Genomic DNA, 16,896 nt, shown 5'->3' on the forward strand with positions numbered 1-16,896 from the left:
GAGGAAACACCGGCAAAATGTGGTATGCTTTTCTAAAAGCACAAATGAAAGGGCTACGATGATTGCGAACTTCGCACAGCGCATTCTGGATAACGTACAGAAAATCTTTGTAGGTAAAGAAGAAGCCATTCGTCTTCTGCTGGTTGCAGTGCTTTGTGAAGGGCATGTTCTGATAGAAGATGTGCCGGGAACGGGGAAAACCACCCTCGCTCGGGCACTGGCAACCACACTGGGATGCACTTTCCGCAGGATCCAGTTCACGCCTGACCTTCTTCCTTCGGACATTACAGGGATTTCATGGTTCAACCAGAAAACTCAGGAGTTTGAGTATCGCCCCGGTCCCATCATGACCCAAATCTTGCTTGCCGACGAAATCAACCGGGCAACTCCCCGCACCCAATCTGCACTCCTGGAAGCCATGCAGGAAAGACAGGTTACAGCAGATGGGGTGACTCGTCCTCTGGAACGTCCATTTCTGGTGCTGGCAACCCAAAATCCGGTAGAACTGGAAGGAACATTTCCTTTACCCGAAGCACAAGTCGATCGGTTTTTCCTGCGCGTCACCCTGGGATACCCAAACTCTTCTGAAGAAAACGCCATTCTTGAGCGATTTGGTGCACATGATCCTTTCAAAGACCTGCCTCCGGTCACTCACCCTCAAGAAATTTTTGAAATGATTGAGGCACGTCAAAGGATCCACGTAGAAAGTTCCATTCGGGATTACATGGTCAAGATTGCCAGAGCCACCCGTGAAGATGCAGATATTCTTCTGGGGGCAAGTCCCCGTGCCACTCTGGCCTTATATCAAGCCTCCCAAGCCCTGGCAGGGATTCGGGGAAGAAATTACGTGATCCCTGATGACGTTAAATGCATCATTGCCCCTGTTCTTGCCCACCGTCTTGTCATCTCACCACAGGCTCAACTTCGTGGTCGCAACGCTCAAGATCTGATTCATGAGATTGTTGCTCGAATCCCCGTCCCCGTAGAGTCATGAATCCCATCGCCTGGATTCCACTTCTCGCCCTTTTGTTTTTCATGGGAATTGCCCTGCAAGCCCAGTGGCTGATTTATTTCAGCGCCACGGTCCTTCTTGTATTTGGTGCCGCACATTTCTGGACAATCCATGCTCTGGATCGCGTCTCTTACCGAAGACGTTTTCGTTACCGGCGAGGCTTCCCGGGTGAAGAAAGCCATGTAAGCATCGAGATCAGCAACCAGAAAATTCTGCCACTCTCCTGGATTAAGACAGAAGACCCCTGGGCATTACAGGTTTCCCCAACGGATGAGGCGTTACTGGCTCCTTCTCCCATCGAGGGAGAAGGTTGGCTCGTTAATGTTGCCAATTTACGCTGGTTTGGGAAAATTAACCGTCATTTTACTTTACGGTTTGGGAAGCGAGGAATCTACTCCATCGGAGACACTCGTCTTTACTCTGGTGACCTTTTTGGCATAAGCCAGAGAGAAAGTGTCCTTTCAAACCGTGAATTTCTTACGGTCTTTCCAGCATTGCTACCTTATGAGATGTTGGGACTGCAGACGGAAGACCCCTTTGGGGAAACACAAGCGAAAAACACTCTCTTCGAAGACCCTACCCGATTCATCGGTATTCGCCCTTACCATCCGGAAGATGGCTTTCGACGCATTCATTGGGCAGCAACTGCCCGAAGTGGACAACTGCAGAGTAAAATACTTCAACCTGTCTCGGCTCGAACGCTGGCGGTTTGCTTGAACCTCTCAACGTCCGAGCAATTCTGGCTGGGGTATTCCTCGCCCTTGCTGGAGAAAATGATCAGCGCTGCTGCTACCCTTTGTTATTACGGGATTCAACATCGTTACAGTGTGGGGCTCTATGCCAATGGATGCCTTGCAAATGCCGATCAACCTTTTCGCATTCAACCTGGTGAGACGCAACAGCATCTTGTTCATTTACTGGAAGCCCTGGCTGGCATTACCCCGTATATTCCTCAACCCTTTGAAGCCTTTCTCACCGAATCTCTTCCTCATATTCCCTTTGGGACAACCCTGCTTATCATCACTGCACTCCTATCCGACCCTCTGGCAGAAATGCTGATACGATTGCGCACAATCCGTCGCCAAATGGTGCTCTATAAAGTGGGGGAAGCACCCCATTTGACCTTGCCCGGCATTCGTACCATTCATATTCCATAAGTCAACTACATTGTTTGCCCTCGTATGAGAACCAGTGCCCTGACCCTCCACTCGCATAAAGTATGGAAACATCTTCCTCTTCTACTGCAGGCAGGAATGGAAATGGTTTGGGCATCTCTCTGGTATACGGGACTGTTCTCCGAACAGGTACGCTTGCCCTGGTGGAGTATCTGGCTCATCTTTTGGGCAATCCTGGCTTTGAGTTATGCCATAAGACTCGTCATGCTTACCATCAAGCGAAGACAACCTTTTTTTCAGGTGGGGTTCTTGATATGGGCACTGGTTGCGGGAATCATTTCCTTGAAATTAATCTTCTACTACCATGTGCAAATTGGATGGAAAGCATTTCTACTCTCCCCATGGTATGCCTTAACCGGCGCCGAAGAAAGTTTCCTGCCCTTCTTCCACATCCTGCTGGTCCCATTGCTGATTATCCGGGGAATTGCCCTGGCGAATTCCATTCCAGAAATCAGAAGTGCGCAGATAGATTTCCAAACTGGACTTGTCGGGGTCTTGCTGTTTGGACTTTTTTACTTACCTGTCCAGCCAAATCTCTCTGTGACAGGGCTCTTTTTATATCTCTGGCTGGGCTTAATTGTCCTGAGCAGTGCACGGCTTTACGGAGTCAGTGCTTTTCGCGGAGGCAGAGTATCGGCTATCGATTCTGCCTGGGTGATTGGGTTGGTCATTTCTGCCGGGCTCGTAATTCTCCTTGGCATCCTTTCGGGTATCTTTTTTAGCAGTTATATAGGCAAATTTTTATTACAAATTTTCATTGTGCTCATTGCCATTCTGGGTGGTTTGCTCATCCTGTTGATCTTTCCCCTTCTTATTGGGATTATGCGCCTTCTGTTAATGGTTTTTGAGATCTTTGGAGCACGCATGAGTGATGTCCAGAACGCGATACAGAAAGCCCTGGAACAAACCCAAACGTTTTCTGTTGAATTAATTGAGTCGCAACTGAAAACCTTTGAAGCCTTGAAAATTGCTTTACCTCTGCTGTTACTGTTTGTGGTTCTCATGGCAATCCTGGTCTGGCTTCGTCAGAAAAACCGTTCTCAAACATTGGTTGCCGAAGAAGATATTCAACACGAAAAACCAGTCCTGCGCCTTTTTTCATTCAACCAAAGACATCGTATCAAAGAAAACAAAATTTCTCCCAAGCAGTGGTTAGCCGTCGCACGCATTCGAAGAATTTACCATCAATTTGAGGCTTTATGTGAACAAGCAGGGAAACCTCGCCACCCCAGCACCACCCCATCAGAGTTCGCTGAGCATGCCGGAAATTGGTTTCCCCACTTGAAGACCGAAATTGATCTGATTACCCGCACCTATGTACAGGTAAGGTATGGGGAAATCTCGGAAACGCCTGATGAGTGGCAGACGGTATTGAATGCATGGAAGAACGTTCAGCATTCCCTTAAAAGAAAAAAGCCTGCCCGAAAGCAGGCTTAAGCCCTGACGAGAAATCTTAATTTTCCCCAAAGGCTTTCAATATTCTTGCAATGTGCATAGCACCTTTGAGATAGAGATCCAGGCGGATATTTTCATTAGGGGCATGTGCCTGAGAACCCGGATGCCCAATGCCTGCGGTGACTACAGGGACTTTCAAAGTTTCAATGAACACATGGTTGGGTCCCGAACCGCCTACCATGGGAACAATCTGCATGGGCTGGCCGTACGGCTCAAGTGCGGCTTCAACGACCAACTGGACAAACGGGTCATCCGGATCGGTAAGCGCTGGGGCTTCTCCCCCCAGGAAAGTAATCTGCACATCCCCAAACCCCTCAGCATCCAAATGGGCACGCAACTTTTCCAGGACTTCTTCCGGGGTTTGATAGGGAACTAGACGGAAATCCACTTTTGCACTGGCTTTGGCGGGCTGAACCGTTTTGGAACCCGGTCCCTGATAACCGGAGGTAAGCCCACAAATCGTACAGGTGGGTTCATAGACTTCGGCAATTTTCAACGGCGTCCCGCCAGTTAAGCCTTTCAGGAAAGACTTGACTCCGTAACGAGTTTTATATTCCTCGGCAGGATCAGGCAAGGCTTCCAAAAGAGCAATTTCTCGCTCGGTAGGTTTACGGACGTTATCGTAGAAACCGCGGATTCGGATTGCTTCATCCGGACCCTTCAATGAGTTAAGCGCCCAAACCAACCGCCAGGCAGCGTTAGGCATAATTGAACCGCCCAGACCTGAATGCATGTCCTGATTGGCTGTTTCAACGCTGAGTTCTACATAACAAATGCCGCGCAAACCCAAATACTGCATGGGGACATCACGAAAATCTACCCCACCAAATTCCCAAATACAAGCATCCGCTTTGAGCAACTCAGCGTGGGAACGCACAAACGGAGCCAGATGCGCGCTGGAGGTTTCCTCTTCCCCTTCCAGAATAAATTTCACCGTACAGGGTAACTCCCCCTCTTCTGCCAGAAGAGCATCAATGGCAAACAAACGGCTGGTGAAATGCCCTTTATCATCACTGACACCACGCGCATACAGCTTTCCATCTCGAATGGCAGGCTCAAAAGGCGGGGTATCCCAGAGTTCCAAAGGTTCAGGGGGCTGAACATCATAATGGTTATAGAACAGGATAGTCTTCGGACTTCTCCCTTTGCGCTCTCCATACACAATCGGAGCACCATCGGTCGGAAAAATCTTTACCTCAAACCCTCGTTGACGCAACATTTCGGCAGTCATTTCTGCCGTTTCCTGCAATCCCCAGTTCTGGGCTGAGACACTGGGCTGAGCGCAATAGCGGGAAAGTTCCGAAATACTGTCATCCAAGTGACTCTGCAAATAGGCATCAACACGAGCAAAATGGGACATAGCAACCTCCATGATGAAACTCGATGACGGACTCAGAAAGGCAGGAAATTCAACAAACCTGCCCCTCCATACGCAAACATCAGCATTTTCAACACTTTTCCAATCCAGCAAAAGAGCAGGAATCTCCACACAGGCATTTTCAACATCCCGGCGATAATTCCGGCAACATCAAATATGGGGTTGGGAACAAACGCCAGAACCAGCACTGTCCAAACACCATAACGTCGCATCCAGTAAACCAGACGATCATGCAATTCAGAACGCTCAACCACGCCCCTGCCACTGATTCCCGCGAGGTACCCGGAAAGTTCTCCCAACGCACTCCCCGTCCCCGCTACCAATGCCACCCAGAATGGATGAAATACCGCTCCCATCAGGGAAGTAAAGAGCACACCCGGCACCGGGAGAATGAGCGTGGCATTGGTCAGCAGAGAAACCAGGAATAACCCCGGATACCCCAATGCAGCCAGTTGTTTGACCTGATCCCGGTATAAGTAAATGGAGACCGAAAGCGCGATTACGAGCAGTAAGAGAAGGAGACGAACAATTCGTAATCGTGTCTCGGGCTTCATTCAGCAGATGATTCCTCTCCCAGCAGTTTTTCGATACGGGCAATCACCATATCGAGAGCCACAATGTTCATTCCCCCTTCAGGGATAATTACATCTGCATACCGCTTAGTTGGTTCTACAAATTCCAAATGCATGGGGCGCACAGTTTCCAAATACTGACGAATCACCGAGTCTGTGGTTCTGCCACGCTCAACAATATCGCGCTGCAAACGCCGGATAAAACGAATATCCGGATCGGTATCCACAAACAACTTCACATCAAAAAGCGCCCTTAAGGCGGGCTCGTAGAAAATCAAAATGCCATCTACCAGAATAATTCTGCGGGGTTCCACCAGAATGGTCTGCTCTGTGCGGGTGTGACGGGCAAAATCATACACCGGCATGCGTACGGGCTTCCACTGCTTGAGTTGCTGAATATGCTCAATTAATAAATCCGTCTCCAGAGAATCCGGATGATCAAAGTTCACCCGCTGTCGTTCTTCCAGCGAGAGATGAGTTAAGTCCCGATAGTAAGCATCATGAGAAAGGCAGGCAATACGATGACTGCCCACCCGTTCAATAATGCTCTTAACGACTGTTGTTTTTCCAGAACCGGTTCCACCGGCAATACCAATGACGAGGGGAGTAAGACGTCCTTGCATACCCGAATTATAGCAAATGCTGGAGATTTGACAGGGTCAAAATCAAAAAATGGTCAAAAAGCACCCGATGCGAGTTATTTTTATGTTATATTTTCACCATGCCGAGTTTGGATTATGAACTTCTATCCTATGGACGCGCTTCGGCAATGGCAGGAGAAAAAGAAACAGCCCGCCGATACCTGGAAGGTTTCCTGAGGCGCTCTCCACCAGAAGATGAACGCTTGGAGGCTTTGTACTGGTTAAGCGAAGTTATCGATGACCCCCAGGAAAAGCGCGCACTTCTGGAAGAAATTCTTGCATGTAACCTGGGCGATGTACGCGCACGTAAAAAATTAGCCATTCTGGACGGGAAAATCCAACCCGAGGAAATTGTTGATCCGGATCATCTCCCCGCTCCTAAAGAAAACCGGACAAATGGAGCCCGTTCTTTCACATGCCCTCAGTGTGGGGGGAGAATGACATATGCACCGGATGGACAATCTCTCATCTGTGAATATTGCGAAAGCCAATCCCGTCTTCGGAATCGACAACCAGCAGAAGAAGAGAATTTTCTGCTGGCACTGGCAACCGCCAAAGCACAAAGGCGCCCTATTCAACAGAATGTCATCGAGTGCAAAGGTTGTGGCGCCACATTTACCCTGCCTCCCAAAGTGATTACCCATACCTGCCCGTTCTGTCAAACCCCCTATGCAATAGAACAGGTGGAAATCCGGGAATTGGACGCTCCTGACAGTGTCCTGCCGTTTAAAATCACCCATGAAGAAACCCGTAAGATTATCATCAAGTGGCTGAAAGAAAATCCCCCCGATGAAAAACCTTTGTTGAAATCTTTCTACGGCGTTTACTTACCGGCATGGATTTTTACGATTGGCGGGCAGGTGGACTGGACTGGATGGGTTTACAAAAACAAGAAAGCTGTGCCGGTACAGGGTCGCAGGATTATTAATATTCCCAATATTTTGATACCGGCAGTAAACAATTTTCCATCTCCACTGGAGCCTGTGTTCAGGTCTTTTCCTCTGGATGAACTGGTCGCCTTTGATCCTGGCTACCTCGCCAGTTTCCATGCTGAAACCTTTCAAATTTCTGCTGCAGATGCATCTCTGAAAGCCCGTGAAATGGCTGTTCAGAAAATCAAGCAGGATGTGCCCTCGACAGAGTTATCGGATATATATAACTTGACAGTGAAAACACCCAGCATTGTCGTAGAGTCCTACCGTTTAGCCTTACTCCCCTTGTGGATGGTCACGTTAGACATTGGGAAAGAACAACTTCACATGGCAATCAATGGATACACAGGGGAATCTTTTGCCGATAAGGAACACCCCCCTTTTCACTGGCTCAAAAAACTGCTTGATTTTTGATGCTGGTATTGCATCCAAACTTTTCTCACAAATTGCCTGCTCAACACCATGGTTTCTTCAAAACCCTCTTCACCGCGCAGTAAAGTATGATGCTCCCCCGAAACCAGATGATATTCAACCGGTGTACGCATCAGCTGAATGAGCTTTTGCGTGAAGGCAGGACGGACAACCGGATCACGAGTCCCCTGAAGAATACATACCGGCATGGATAACCGCGGAGCAGAACGCCTAACCCACCGACTGAGAACGCGGAATTGCTCCAGAGTAATCAATGGCACAGGGATCTCTTGAACAGCAATACGCAGACGCGGATCATCCAAGTTCACATCTGACGCAGCGCGATGGGCTTCTTCTTTCATCTGCTCTAGCAGTGCTGGCATGCTCTTAAACGGGTAAATGACCTGTGGAAGGAACAACCGGACAATCCCAGCCAGCAAACGCGTCCAAATCGTTTCAGGAAGCCAGAAGGGCGCCAGTAAAAGCAAAGCGTGCGGTTGCGATTTTTCCGCCGCCACAATAGATAATCCCCCACCCATGGAAAAACCCGCCAGAAGTACCAGACGTCCCTGGGATTTGTAAACCTCAACTTCAGCCGTGATTTTATCCAGCCACATCTGGACTCTTTGCTGGTACATGTTGGGTAAATCGGCTCCAAAACCGGGCAACAAAAGTGCCTTGACCGTCCAGCCTTCCTGATGAATAGCCTGTGCCCACTCGCGTACCTCAGCCGGCGTGCCAGGAAACCCATGAATCAAAATGGCGACAGGGTCTCCCCCGCTCAGAACAAATTCCTGATGCTCTTCTCCCTTTAGAATGCCCAAATCGGGCAAAGCCACCTCTTCAGGCACCCGAATGGCATGAAATACATCAAAAAGCAAAAGAAAACCGCCTTGAACCAATACCCCTGCCCCTGTCCCCTGCAACCAGGCATCGGTAGGAAATTTCAGTAAAATCCACAGCCCGCCTGAGAGATAAAGAACATCCAGAGCGGCGTTAACCCAGAGAATTTTACGAAGGCGAGCGGCATCCCGGCGAACAACCTCAAATTTCGGAGAGGACTCTAACTTTTCTCGCAGTCCACGTAATCCTAGAAGGGCTATGACACCATCCACCGCCCCCCAAACCAGACACTGGACTCCAAAACCATTCCAGAAGCCAGCAGTATGAAAAACCCATAAAGATACACCAGCAAGGACACTCAAAACTGCCCAGGCAAGCAGACGATGGCTCAAAATCTTCTGGTAATAGTAAATCATCTTCGACCAGACAACTTCCCGTTCAACCGACGGCTTTCAGGATGGCTCAGCGGTTAGTTCAGCCAGAAGATTCAGAATACTTTCATTTGAGGGAATATCTGCCATAGAATCACCGTAATGGCTGTATCGAATCATCCCCTGCTTGTCCACGATGAACAGGGCTGGCATTCTCCCAAATTTTAATAAACTGACTTCCTGATCATAACGATTTGCCACCCGTGAACGAAGATCCGCACAACCGGGGAATGGAATCTTGTTTTCCTGCCAGTACTTACGAAAAGCGTTAGGACCATCCGGACCAATGGCAATAATTTCTGCCCCACGCTCAACAAATTTTTGATAGTCCTGACGCAACTGCGCCAGATGCTGACGGCAATACGGTCATATAAATCCCCTTAAGAGTACCAGGACTACGGGCTTTCTGCCCCGATAGTCAGATAACCGGATAAGATTTCCCTGCGTGTCGGTCAATTCAAAATCAGGGGCTTCCATCAAATGCAATAACCTTCCTCCCATAAATTATTCCTCACTTTCGCAGTGAAATTTGATGCACAAAGTCTTCGGTTGCTTGCAGGAACTGGTCAGGGCATTCTTCTTGTGGAACATGTCCACAATTAGAGAACACAACCAGGCGGGCATTGGGGATTTGTTCCGCAAGTTTCAGGCTGAGGTCTGTTGGCACAATCCGGTCATCATCTCCGGTAACGACCAGCACAGGCAGGGTAAGTTCTGCAAAGCGCAGGGATAAATCCTCGTTCCCACTGCCGGCCTTGGTAAATTCCCACAAAGCACGATCCCAATTTTCCATGTGAAGGGGCTTGCGGTAACCTTCAATAATCTCCGGGGTTATTCTGGCTGGATTGTGCCAAGCCATGGAGATTAATGATTGTCCCTGCTGCCCTGCAAAAGCAGAACGCATTAGATAAGGCCCTACACGGTTGAATTGGGGAGTATTCATGAGAAAACGCATCAATGAGGATTGCACACCACCCCCCTGATAAATCGCTGCATCTACCAGAACCAGACCGACAACACGGTCAGGGTGTGCCAGTGCCATTTGCATGGCTAACCTGCCCCCTGCTGAGTTTCCGATGAGGATGGCTTGCTGAATATTCAGACGATTCATCAATTCCAAAAGCAGCGCGATGTTGCCTTCCACACTGTAAGGATTTACCCCCTGCCAATCACCCGGTAACGGGCGGCTGGTCAAGCCAAAAGCCGGACGATCATAAGCAATCACTGTCCCGTACTTCGCCAGTGGCTGCATGACCTCGCGCCAGGAAAAGGTACTGGCACCAAATCCATGGAGTAAAATCATTGCGGGTTCACCAGAGCCATAAATTTTATAGTGAACCCGGATCCCCTGAATCTCCATAAAACGGCTGTCCTGGTCCTGTAATTCCTGCACAGGTCGGATATCCTGTAACGGTGGAATAGGGATAAGCAAAGGGATGGTCACCAACCCCACCAGCAGAACTATCAAGATAATGCCGATAATTTTCAAGAAAGCGAGTAACTTTTTCATGAGTTCCTAATCTTTCAAGTATTGCAAAAATTCAAGAATTGCTGAAACCACCTGAGATTGCTGTTGCTCGCGGGAAATCCGGGCTGGTAAATCTCCACTCTGAACACCGTACCATCCAAACTGAGCATGATTTCCCCCGCTGATTTCCACCCAAGTCGTATCCTCTGGAAGAAGAGGGCGGGAAGACAGCACTTTTTCAGGTGTTGCCAAACCATCCAGTGAGGCGTAGATCGAAAGAACCTTCAGAGATGAAACGTCGCGGAGCGAATCGCCTTCCGCCGGGTAAGATGCCAGCAAAATCAATCCTTGAATTTTACCGGGATGCTTTTTCACAAAATTTGCCGCCATCGCCCCGCCTAAAGAATGTCCTCCGATCACCCAGGTCTTAATCGCTGGATATTCCTGCAGAATGTCCAGCGCAGTCTCGGGAGCAAACACTGCCAGGTTCAACGGCATCGAAGGAACGACCACCAGAAATCCCTGCTCGGCAACGCGCCGGGCAAGCGGGGCATATGAACGTGGATCCACCCTGCCTCCAGGGTAAAAAATCCATGCTGTATCAGGGGTTTGAGAACGTGGAGTAAAAACCAACCAGCGAGAGTCCGAGACCTCGACCCACTCATCAGATTGCAGTGCAACCAATGCTTCTGGCATGGGCTGAGCGGGCATTGAACCCCAGACAACAAAGCCGCCCGCCAGCAAAATCAGTAAGGCAAACACAATCCATAAAATTCGCCATCGTTTCATACATAGATTGTATGGTATTTATGCTTGCCCGTGAAGTTGCGCACTATACAAACCATGTACAAGCCGGCTAAAAATGAATTTCTGTCACCTGATCAAAATTGAAGGAGAACGCTTCAGGTTCTTCTTCCTCTTCTTCCCAATCCAACAAATTTCCCGCAATCCCCCGATCACAGAAAGAACGGTAAACACAAAAACGACAACGCTTTTCTTCCGTCGTTGGCGGGAAAACATCATCCTTTTCAATCCACTCAATCCATTGCAAAATGTCTTCCCGATCCTTTTCAAATTGTTCCTGAGAATAAGGCAAGCGTACACTTTTTTCCGGCGCTGCAGCAAACCAGTAAACCATTTCCACGTCCTGAGGTTGTGGGGCATTTTGTCCAAAAATGGTTTGACCGGCTTCCACAAGGACATAGCGGTACACGCGCGTTTGCCAGCGTTGTGATAAACGGCTTGCCGTGGACGTTTTCTCTCCCGTTTTCCAATCCCAAATCACCCAGCGCAAGGGGGCAGTATGTTTTTGTATCAAATCGAAACGGGCAAACAAACGGTATTGCTTGACCGGCACACTCAAGGCAAATTCTACTTTGCGTTCCCCTGTGTTTACCGCGGGGAATAGTCGCATAAAGTTTGCCCACCATGAGGATAGCAATGCATCGCTTTCGGCAAGTTGCCGGAGAAGATTTAAGTCTATGCCCAGAAACGCCTGATGTGCCAGACGGTGAAACTGCTCTCCTAACAGGCGATGCCTTTCGTACTCTTCCAGAGGCTCCACAGGGGGAGAGGGCCAGGCAAGTTGCTCCAGATATCGCAGCCAGAATCGACGCGGGCAATCGGCATAATCCTGCAAACTATGCTGGCTGAAGACAAACGACGGCTGACTTGCCAAACGCTTAACAGGTCGGTTGAGCATTTTGCCTCCATAAGTCGTCCAGCGCCATCAAGGCTCGAGCAGCATGATACCGCCCTTTTCTGCCTGTATTCCAGGTCACAATCAATTCCTGCCGGGCTCTTGTGATGCCCACATACAAAAGACGCAGGCGCTCCCTGACGTAATCTCGACGAGCGCGTAGAGTAGCCGCCCCTTCTCGATACCACTCGTACTCATCATGGGAAAAAAGAATGCGCAATTGTTCTAACAATTCTGCAGACAAATTCAGGTGATTCCGAATGAACCAGTTTTCAGCAATATAGGTGTCTTCCGGGTCTCCAGCAGGGAAATCATAATTATTGACTGAAAGCAAATAAACCCGGTCCCATTCCAGGCCTTTGGCTTTGTGCATGGTCGCCACCACGACCCTGCCTTTGTAATCATCGGGGTTAAAGTTTAGATCGTCCTTACTGAATCCTACAAAACGGCGCTCGTTCTGGACGATTTTATCCAGTTCATCCACGTAGTCCTTCAGTTGCCAATCGGGATTCATGTTTTTTAAGATATCCAGAGCGCCGGCAAGTTTGTGAGCCACTGCCAGATCGGCTGGCTCGGTAAATAAATCCTGAGCCAGGGTAAGAATCAACTGATCCACGGGCAACACAACCGCCATACTCCACCGACGAAGCAATTCACGGAAACGAACACATTCCTCCACCAGCGCCGGATCAGATTGGCGGAGTTGTTCACTTTCCAGCACATCTTCTCCTGGAAGAGGAAAAGCCCATTTTTCCAGAGGCATCTGACGATGAATCCATTTTGCCACCCGGTCCATCAAGGGTTTCTCATCCGCCGAGGAAGAAAACGCCGTTCTCCATACTTTGTAAAGATCGCTTAACTTTACAGCGCTGTCAGGCGAAGCAAGCCATTCCAGCACTTTTTTAAGCATTCTGGCGGCAGAACGTGTTTGGGTTGTGGTCTTCAGCAAGGTATCGACCACCGGAATCTTATGCTTGTTGAGTTCTTCAACAATGTCCATGGCTCTTTGATTGCGAGGCACCAGCACAGCAACCGTTCGATCCCGATTCTTCTCATCCGCAAGCCATCGCTGCAGGGATTGCTGAACCAGTTCAAATTCTTTCCTGTCCTCCAATGCTTTCATGTAAAGGGTCACCCCTTGTGGGACATCCGGCGGGTTGGGCTTGGGATCTTCCTGAGAGGTGGGCTGGATAAGAGGCAGGGCTAACCCGTTCTTGAGAGCATCTTCTTCGTCCAAACCCTGAGACCAGCAAATGAGCAGGTTCGCCAGACGAATAATGGAAGGGGAAGAACGTCCCGATTCAGGTAATTCACGGGCAATCACACCGGGTTGTTTACGAAAAGAAATCAGGTATTCAGGGTTAGCCGTGGTAAAAGTTTCATAAATGGCTTGATTAGGATCGCCAACTCTGACCCAGTTTCCCGGACTGCCTGCCAGTTTTTTGAGAATTTCTTCCTGCAAGCGACTGGAGTCCTGAGCCTCATCCTCCAGAATGTAGGGCCAGCGGTAACGTAACTGCTCCAACAGGACCTCATCCTTCTCCAAAATGAACCAGGCAAGATAAATCAGGTCATCAAAATCAACGGCTACACGATACTGGAGTGCTTTCTGATATTCTTCATACAGTTCGCAAGCCACCTCAGCCAGAGGCAATGGCACAGGCAAGCGGTCCAGTTCCTCACGCAACCGCTGGGGCGTGATGCCCTGATCTTTGCAATAACGGATAGAGGTTCGGGCTAAATCAGCAATCAGCCCGAAGATTTTCTCCCTCATCACCTGATCTCGGTCCTGCGAACTCAGATCGGGTTTCAAGTAATGCTCAATCCAATCAGAATGACCGCGCATCCACATGCGGGCAATGTCCATCAGGATCCGATCGGACTCACCTTCATCCACAATCCGGTAGTTTTCGGGCAATCCAGCCAGTTCAGGACGTTCGCGCACGATATCATTTGCCAACCCATGCAATGTCCGCACGGTGTACCCGATTCCAGGCATGACCCCTGCCTCGCGAAGAAAGGAAGCAATACGACTGGCAAAATTATCCACGGCGGCATTGACCAGGGTCACAATTAAAACTTCCTGGTCCTCCTCAAGACGTCCACCAAGAATCAGGTTCGCGGCTAAACGCGAGAGCGTGAAGGTCTTTCCTGCCCCAGGCACAGCAGAAATCCCCATCCACCCTCCCTGATAGTTCAGGATGGCCTGCTGACTGGGGCGTAAACGAATTTCAGCCACGTTGACCTCCACTGAGAAGTGTCCGATACATGGACCTGAGCAGCAAGCCTCTTTGCTCAAAGCCTGCTTCGTTCAAATCGCTGTATGCCAGAAAAACTTTTTTACGACAACGGCGCAAAAGCCCTAAAACCAGCAGATAGAGCGTGTTGTGATTGAGCACCAACTCGTCCTGGGTTGTCCAGATCCTGCCGGGTTCCCAACGTCGACTCAACACAACCGGGTGAGTCAAAGGTTGATAAATGCGCTCGTACCAACTTTTCGCACCGATATCCAGCCAGAACTGATAATCTACCACGTAGTTATTGATTAAGAAGGTATAGGCAGGGGCAATGAAGACGGCATTTTGCTCAAAGGGTTGCCAGTTCATCAGGTACAGAGCAGAGATGACCCCTTCCTGAACCAGCAACAGGTATTCTCTGCCCAGAGGAGAATCCCCAATGCGATGCTGCACAGCACGCCGGAACTTCTGCACAGATTCGATCAGGTTCGCCGTCACCTGCGCAGCATCTATTCGAGTATGAAAGCCAAAACCAGGGCGGGACAAAACCTCATCAAATAAACGGCTGAAGAAGAAATCCAATTCCTCTACGGGATGCTCTGCATAAGCCTGCAACCATTGATAAAGCGTTTGATATCGTTCTGCAATCCGGTGAGACACACGTTCGCGCATCTCGAACTTAATGTTTTCAAACGGCAACAATGTCATCTTGCCATTTTGCTTCCGGTAGCAAACTTCTACTAAAAGGTGAGAGCGCACCCAATCCAAATCCTCAATAGCCATTAAGAGCGCTTTTTGGAGGTCTGGTTTTTCCGGCATCATCTCCCATTGCGGATGGGCAATTCTTGCCAATGTCAGAAGGCATTGGGCGGCCGGCTCATCCCTCAAAGCCCGCGAGGGACGGTGTGTTCGATAAGGAATGTTAAGCCTTTCCAGGCGGTCTACCAGTGAGAATCGTAGAGCATCCGATAAAATGGGAGCAAGAATAGTAATTTCCCCTGGAGGAACACCCTGTTCGACCAGAGAAGCCACTTTCTCAACCGTCCAATCCAGCATTTGGGGGAAAAACCGCAGGGATCTCTCAGGAAGTTCAATCACTTCTCGGAAGTCCATTGAAGACACCTTAGCAGCATGGCGACGGGCATCCTCATGTCCCACTGCCGCTCCGAGAGAATGGGCAAAGTTTTGCATTGCCAAAGGAACAGCGGAAAAGTTTTCAAAACGCACAAAGGTATCGCAGACTGACGCCACGCGCACAGCACTGGATGGGTCAGCCCCTAAAAACAAGCGATACCCCGATTCGGTATCCATAAGAACAAGAGCAGAATCGGACTGGGGAAGAATCTCCAGCAAAAAGTCATGGGCGAGCGGGATATCCTCCTCAATATTGTCTATAATCCAATGACGATATGAAGCGATAAGATATTCCCGGCACAACAAGGTTTTCCACAGATGACGGGAAAACACCTCAATCTGAAGAGAAAAATCTAAAAGATTGTGTTGCAGGCAATATTCTCGAAAAGTGCTGGCACAATATTGCACATCGTCATAAACTCGTAAGTGTTCCGGAGCGCCGCTCCAGGCAGACTTAAGACGTTCTCCAATTTCGGTATGGGGAAACCCCGCCAGAGCGGCTTTATTGAGATTATCCAGAATCTGGCTGTATAAACGTGCTCGTTCGAGTTTAACGGTCTGGAAAAACCCCTGTTCCAGCAAAGGGCGCACCAGCGAAGCCATATAATACTGAGCATTTTCGAGGGTCAAAAACACAGGAGGTTGCTCCGGGTGGGCAAAGCCGGCTTCTCTGGCTATAAGGGGCCAGAACAAATCCACCATGCGTTGTGCCAGCCCACTAAAGGTGGAGATGGTTACCTCACTGCCGTTTCCCTGAAATTGATACAAAGCCCGGTAGTAAGGTATGCCCAGGGTACGCTGAGGCACCATGATAAAAATACTATCTCCGGCGACACCTGATTTAAGCAGCGTCTCCAGGCGGGCAACTGCGGCGGTAGTTTTACCACTTCCTGCCGGACCTTCAACAAAGGCGTGGCATAAAGGCAAGTGAATGACTTTCTCTTGTTCAGGGGTAAAAGCAGTCATGGCTCAGGTGTATCTGCAGGACGCTCAATTTCCTCAATGGCTTCAAAAGGTGTTACACCACCAAAACTCACCCGTAAAAGCCCCAAAAGATAGCGATCCATGGTGCGCACAGCCGGATAAATGGTATTGCGAATGTATCCGGCTGTGAGTTCTTCGCCCATGAAATTTAAACTGCTTTTATAGCGTACTTCTCCATCCGCAAAATCCAGTTCAAAATTGCCTATACGCATCCCATAGTTAGCACGGGTGATAAATTCTGCCACAGAGGGTCTGACTGCCTCAGGCACTCGAACAGGAGCGACAGCGTAGAAAAGCAGTTCCTCTACATCTGGAACAATTGTGATAAAACAGCGCAAATCCCCGTTCTCTCCGGTGTAACCCATAGTGAAAGAAAGTCTCCCTTCAATCCGTCGGGGATGCCAGCCGTCTTCTTCCAGAAACGTGTGAAGGGTTTCAAAGGCTCTCAAAACATTGGGGGAAATTTCACGATCTTCTGATGACTCTCCAGAACCCTGATAAGACACACGCCCTCCATCTTCCTT

Annotated in this window: 14 protein-coding genes and 1 pseudogene; 4 read left to right on the forward strand and 11 right to left on the reverse strand. The window is 49.3% G+C overall.

The genetic code is table 11. The annotated features are described in order from the left end of the window. The first annotated feature begins 58 nt into the window (after nucleotides 1–58). The 3 genes from ANT_RS09840 (at nucleotide 59) to ANT_RS09850 (ending at nucleotide 3,624) form a co-directional block, all read left to right on the forward strand. On the forward strand, nucleotides 59–994 hold the full coding sequence (locus tag ANT_RS09840; RefSeq protein ID WP_013560365.1) for an AAA family ATPase: 936 nt from the start codon (nucleotides 59–61) through the stop codon (nucleotides 992–994). Then, nucleotides 991–2,169, forward strand: a complete 1,179-nt coding sequence (locus ANT_RS09845) for a DUF58 domain-containing protein (protein WP_013560366.1) — start codon at nucleotides 991–993, stop codon at nucleotides 2,167–2,169. Before ANT_RS09840 ends, ANT_RS09845 begins: the two co-directional genes overlap by 4 nt. Before the next feature lie 96 nt (nucleotides 2,170–2,265). Continuing rightward, nucleotides 2,266–3,624 (forward strand): DUF4129 domain-containing protein, encoded by a 1,359-nt coding sequence (locus ANT_RS09850; RefSeq protein ID WP_172634611.1) that lies wholly within the window; start codon nucleotides 2,266–2,268, stop codon nucleotides 3,622–3,624. 16 nt (nucleotides 3,625–3,640) lie between these two features. On the opposite strand, the gene ANT_RS09855 is transcribed toward ANT_RS09850, so the two are convergent. Genes ANT_RS09855 through udk form a run of 3 tightly spaced genes read right to left on the reverse strand, consistent with a single transcriptional unit; the run spans nucleotide 3,641 to nucleotide 6,215 of the window. Further along, complete coding sequence (locus ANT_RS09855; RefSeq protein WP_041454903.1) at nucleotides 3,641–5,002, reverse strand: M20/M25/M40 family metallo-hydrolase; 1,362 nt, start codon at nucleotides 5,000–5,002, stop codon at nucleotides 3,641–3,643. 32 nt (nucleotides 5,003–5,034) lie between these two features. Next, nucleotides 5,035–5,574, reverse strand: coding sequence for a YqaA family protein (locus ANT_RS09860; RefSeq protein ID WP_013560369.1), 540 nt, complete (start codon nucleotides 5,572–5,574; stop codon nucleotides 5,035–5,037). Beyond that, nucleotides 5,571–6,215: a uridine kinase gene (gene udk / locus ANT_RS09865; protein WP_013560370.1), complete on the reverse strand. Its 645-nt coding sequence runs from the start codon at nucleotides 6,213–6,215 to the stop codon at nucleotides 5,571–5,573. The genes ANT_RS09860 and udk overlap by 4 nt, the downstream gene beginning before the upstream one ends. Nucleotides 6,216–6,313: 98 nt before the next feature. Between udk and ANT_RS09870 the strand changes: the two genes are divergently transcribed. Beyond that, nucleotides 6,314–7,579, forward strand: a complete 1,266-nt coding sequence (locus tag ANT_RS09870) for a hypothetical protein (protein WP_013560371.1) — start codon at nucleotides 6,314–6,316, stop codon at nucleotides 7,577–7,579. Here the strand turns inward: ANT_RS09870 and ANT_RS16415 are convergent. The 8 genes and pseudogenes from ANT_RS16415 to ANT_RS09910 form a co-directional block, all read right to left on the reverse strand. Continuing rightward, nucleotides 7,549–8,835, reverse strand: coding sequence for an alpha/beta hydrolase (locus tag ANT_RS16415; protein WP_013560372.1), 1,287 nt, complete (start codon nucleotides 8,833–8,835; stop codon nucleotides 7,549–7,551). The two genes, ANT_RS09870 and ANT_RS16415, sit on opposite strands and share 31 nt — an antisense overlap. Before the next feature lie 36 nt (nucleotides 8,836–8,871). Beyond that, nucleotides 8,872–9,324, reverse strand: a pseudogene (locus ANT_RS09880) (peroxiredoxin family protein); the annotation flags it as partial. A 37-nt stretch (nucleotides 9,325–9,361) separates the two neighbouring features. Next, nucleotides 9,362–10,360, reverse strand: a complete 999-nt coding sequence (locus tag ANT_RS09885; protein WP_013560375.1) for an alpha/beta fold hydrolase — start codon at nucleotides 10,358–10,360, stop codon at nucleotides 9,362–9,364. A 6-nt stretch (nucleotides 10,361–10,366) separates the two neighbouring features. Beyond that, entirely contained in the window at nucleotides 10,367–11,107 is a 741-nt protein-coding gene (locus ANT_RS09890; RefSeq protein WP_013560376.1) for an alpha/beta fold hydrolase, read from the reverse strand. Between the two features lie 67 nt (nucleotides 11,108–11,174). Further along, nucleotides 11,175–12,020 carry a PD-(D/E)XK nuclease family protein gene (locus tag ANT_RS09895; RefSeq protein ID WP_013560377.1) on the reverse strand — a complete coding sequence of 282 codons (846 nt, stop codon included), beginning with the start codon at nucleotides 12,018–12,020 and terminating at the stop codon, nucleotides 11,175–11,177. After that, nucleotides 12,001–14,256 carry an ATP-dependent helicase gene (locus tag ANT_RS09900; RefSeq protein ID WP_013560378.1) on the reverse strand — a complete coding sequence of 752 codons (2,256 nt, stop codon included), beginning with the start codon at nucleotides 14,254–14,256 and terminating at the stop codon, nucleotides 12,001–12,003. Before ANT_RS09900 ends, ANT_RS09895 begins: the two co-directional genes overlap by 20 nt. Continuing rightward, complete coding sequence (locus tag ANT_RS09905; RefSeq protein WP_013560379.1) at nucleotides 14,249–16,354, reverse strand: DEAD/DEAH box helicase family protein; 2,106 nt, start codon at nucleotides 16,352–16,354, stop codon at nucleotides 14,249–14,251. Before ANT_RS09905 ends, ANT_RS09900 begins: the two co-directional genes overlap by 8 nt. Continuing rightward, on the reverse strand, nucleotides 16,351–16,878 hold the full coding sequence (locus tag ANT_RS09910; RefSeq protein WP_013560380.1) for a type III secretion system chaperone family protein: 528 nt from the start codon (nucleotides 16,876–16,878) through the stop codon (nucleotides 16,351–16,353). The genes ANT_RS09905 and ANT_RS09910 overlap by 4 nt, the downstream gene beginning before the upstream one ends. Between the last annotated feature and the right edge of the window lie 18 nt (nucleotides 16,879–16,896).

Source organism: Anaerolinea thermophila UNI-1 (assembly GCF_000199675.1).
GTDB lineage: Bacteria > Chloroflexota > Anaerolineae > Anaerolineales > Anaerolineaceae > Anaerolinea > Anaerolinea thermophila.

Bases quoted from the DNA above. Each gene is read 5' to 3' on its own strand.
- ANT_RS09850 (WP_172634611.1), top strand. From the start codon at position 2,266: ATGGAAATGGTTTGGGCATCTCTCTGGTATACGGGACTGTTCTCCGAA.
- ANT_RS09905 (WP_013560379.1), bottom strand. From the start codon at position 16,354: ATGACTGCTTTTACCCCTGAACAAGAGAAAGTCATTCACTTGCCTTTA.
- ANT_RS09890 (WP_013560376.1), bottom strand. From the start codon at position 11,107: ATGAAACGATGGCGAATTTTATGGATTGTGTTTGCCTTACTGATTTTG.
- ANT_RS09870 (WP_013560371.1), top strand. From the start codon at position 6,314: ATGCCGAGTTTGGATTATGAACTTCTATCCTATGGACGCGCTTCGGCA.
- ANT_RS09840 (WP_013560365.1), top strand. From the start codon at position 59: ATGATTGCGAACTTCGCACAGCGCATTCTGGATAACGTACAGAAAATC.
- udk (WP_013560370.1), bottom strand. From the start codon at position 6,215: ATGCAAGGACGTCTTACTCCCCTCGTCATTGGTATTGCCGGTGGAACC.
- ANT_RS09895 (WP_013560377.1), bottom strand. From the start codon at position 12,020: ATGCTCAACCGACCTGTTAAGCGTTTGGCAAGTCAGCCGTCGTTTGTC.
- ANT_RS09860 (WP_013560369.1), bottom strand. From the start codon at position 5,574: ATGAAGCCCGAGACACGATTACGAATTGTTCGTCTCCTTCTCTTACTG.
- ANT_RS09855 (WP_041454903.1), bottom strand. From the start codon at position 5,002: ATGTCCCATTTTGCTCGTGTTGATGCCTATTTGCAGAGTCACTTGGAT.
- ANT_RS09885 (WP_013560375.1), bottom strand. From the start codon at position 10,360: ATGAAAAAGTTACTCGCTTTCTTGAAAATTATCGGCATTATCTTGATA.
- ANT_RS09845 (WP_013560366.1), top strand. From the start codon at position 991: ATGAATCCCATCGCCTGGATTCCACTTCTCGCCCTTTTGTTTTTCATG.
- ANT_RS16415 (WP_013560372.1), bottom strand. From the start codon at position 8,835: ATGATTTACTATTACCAGAAGATTTTGAGCCATCGTCTGCTTGCCTGG.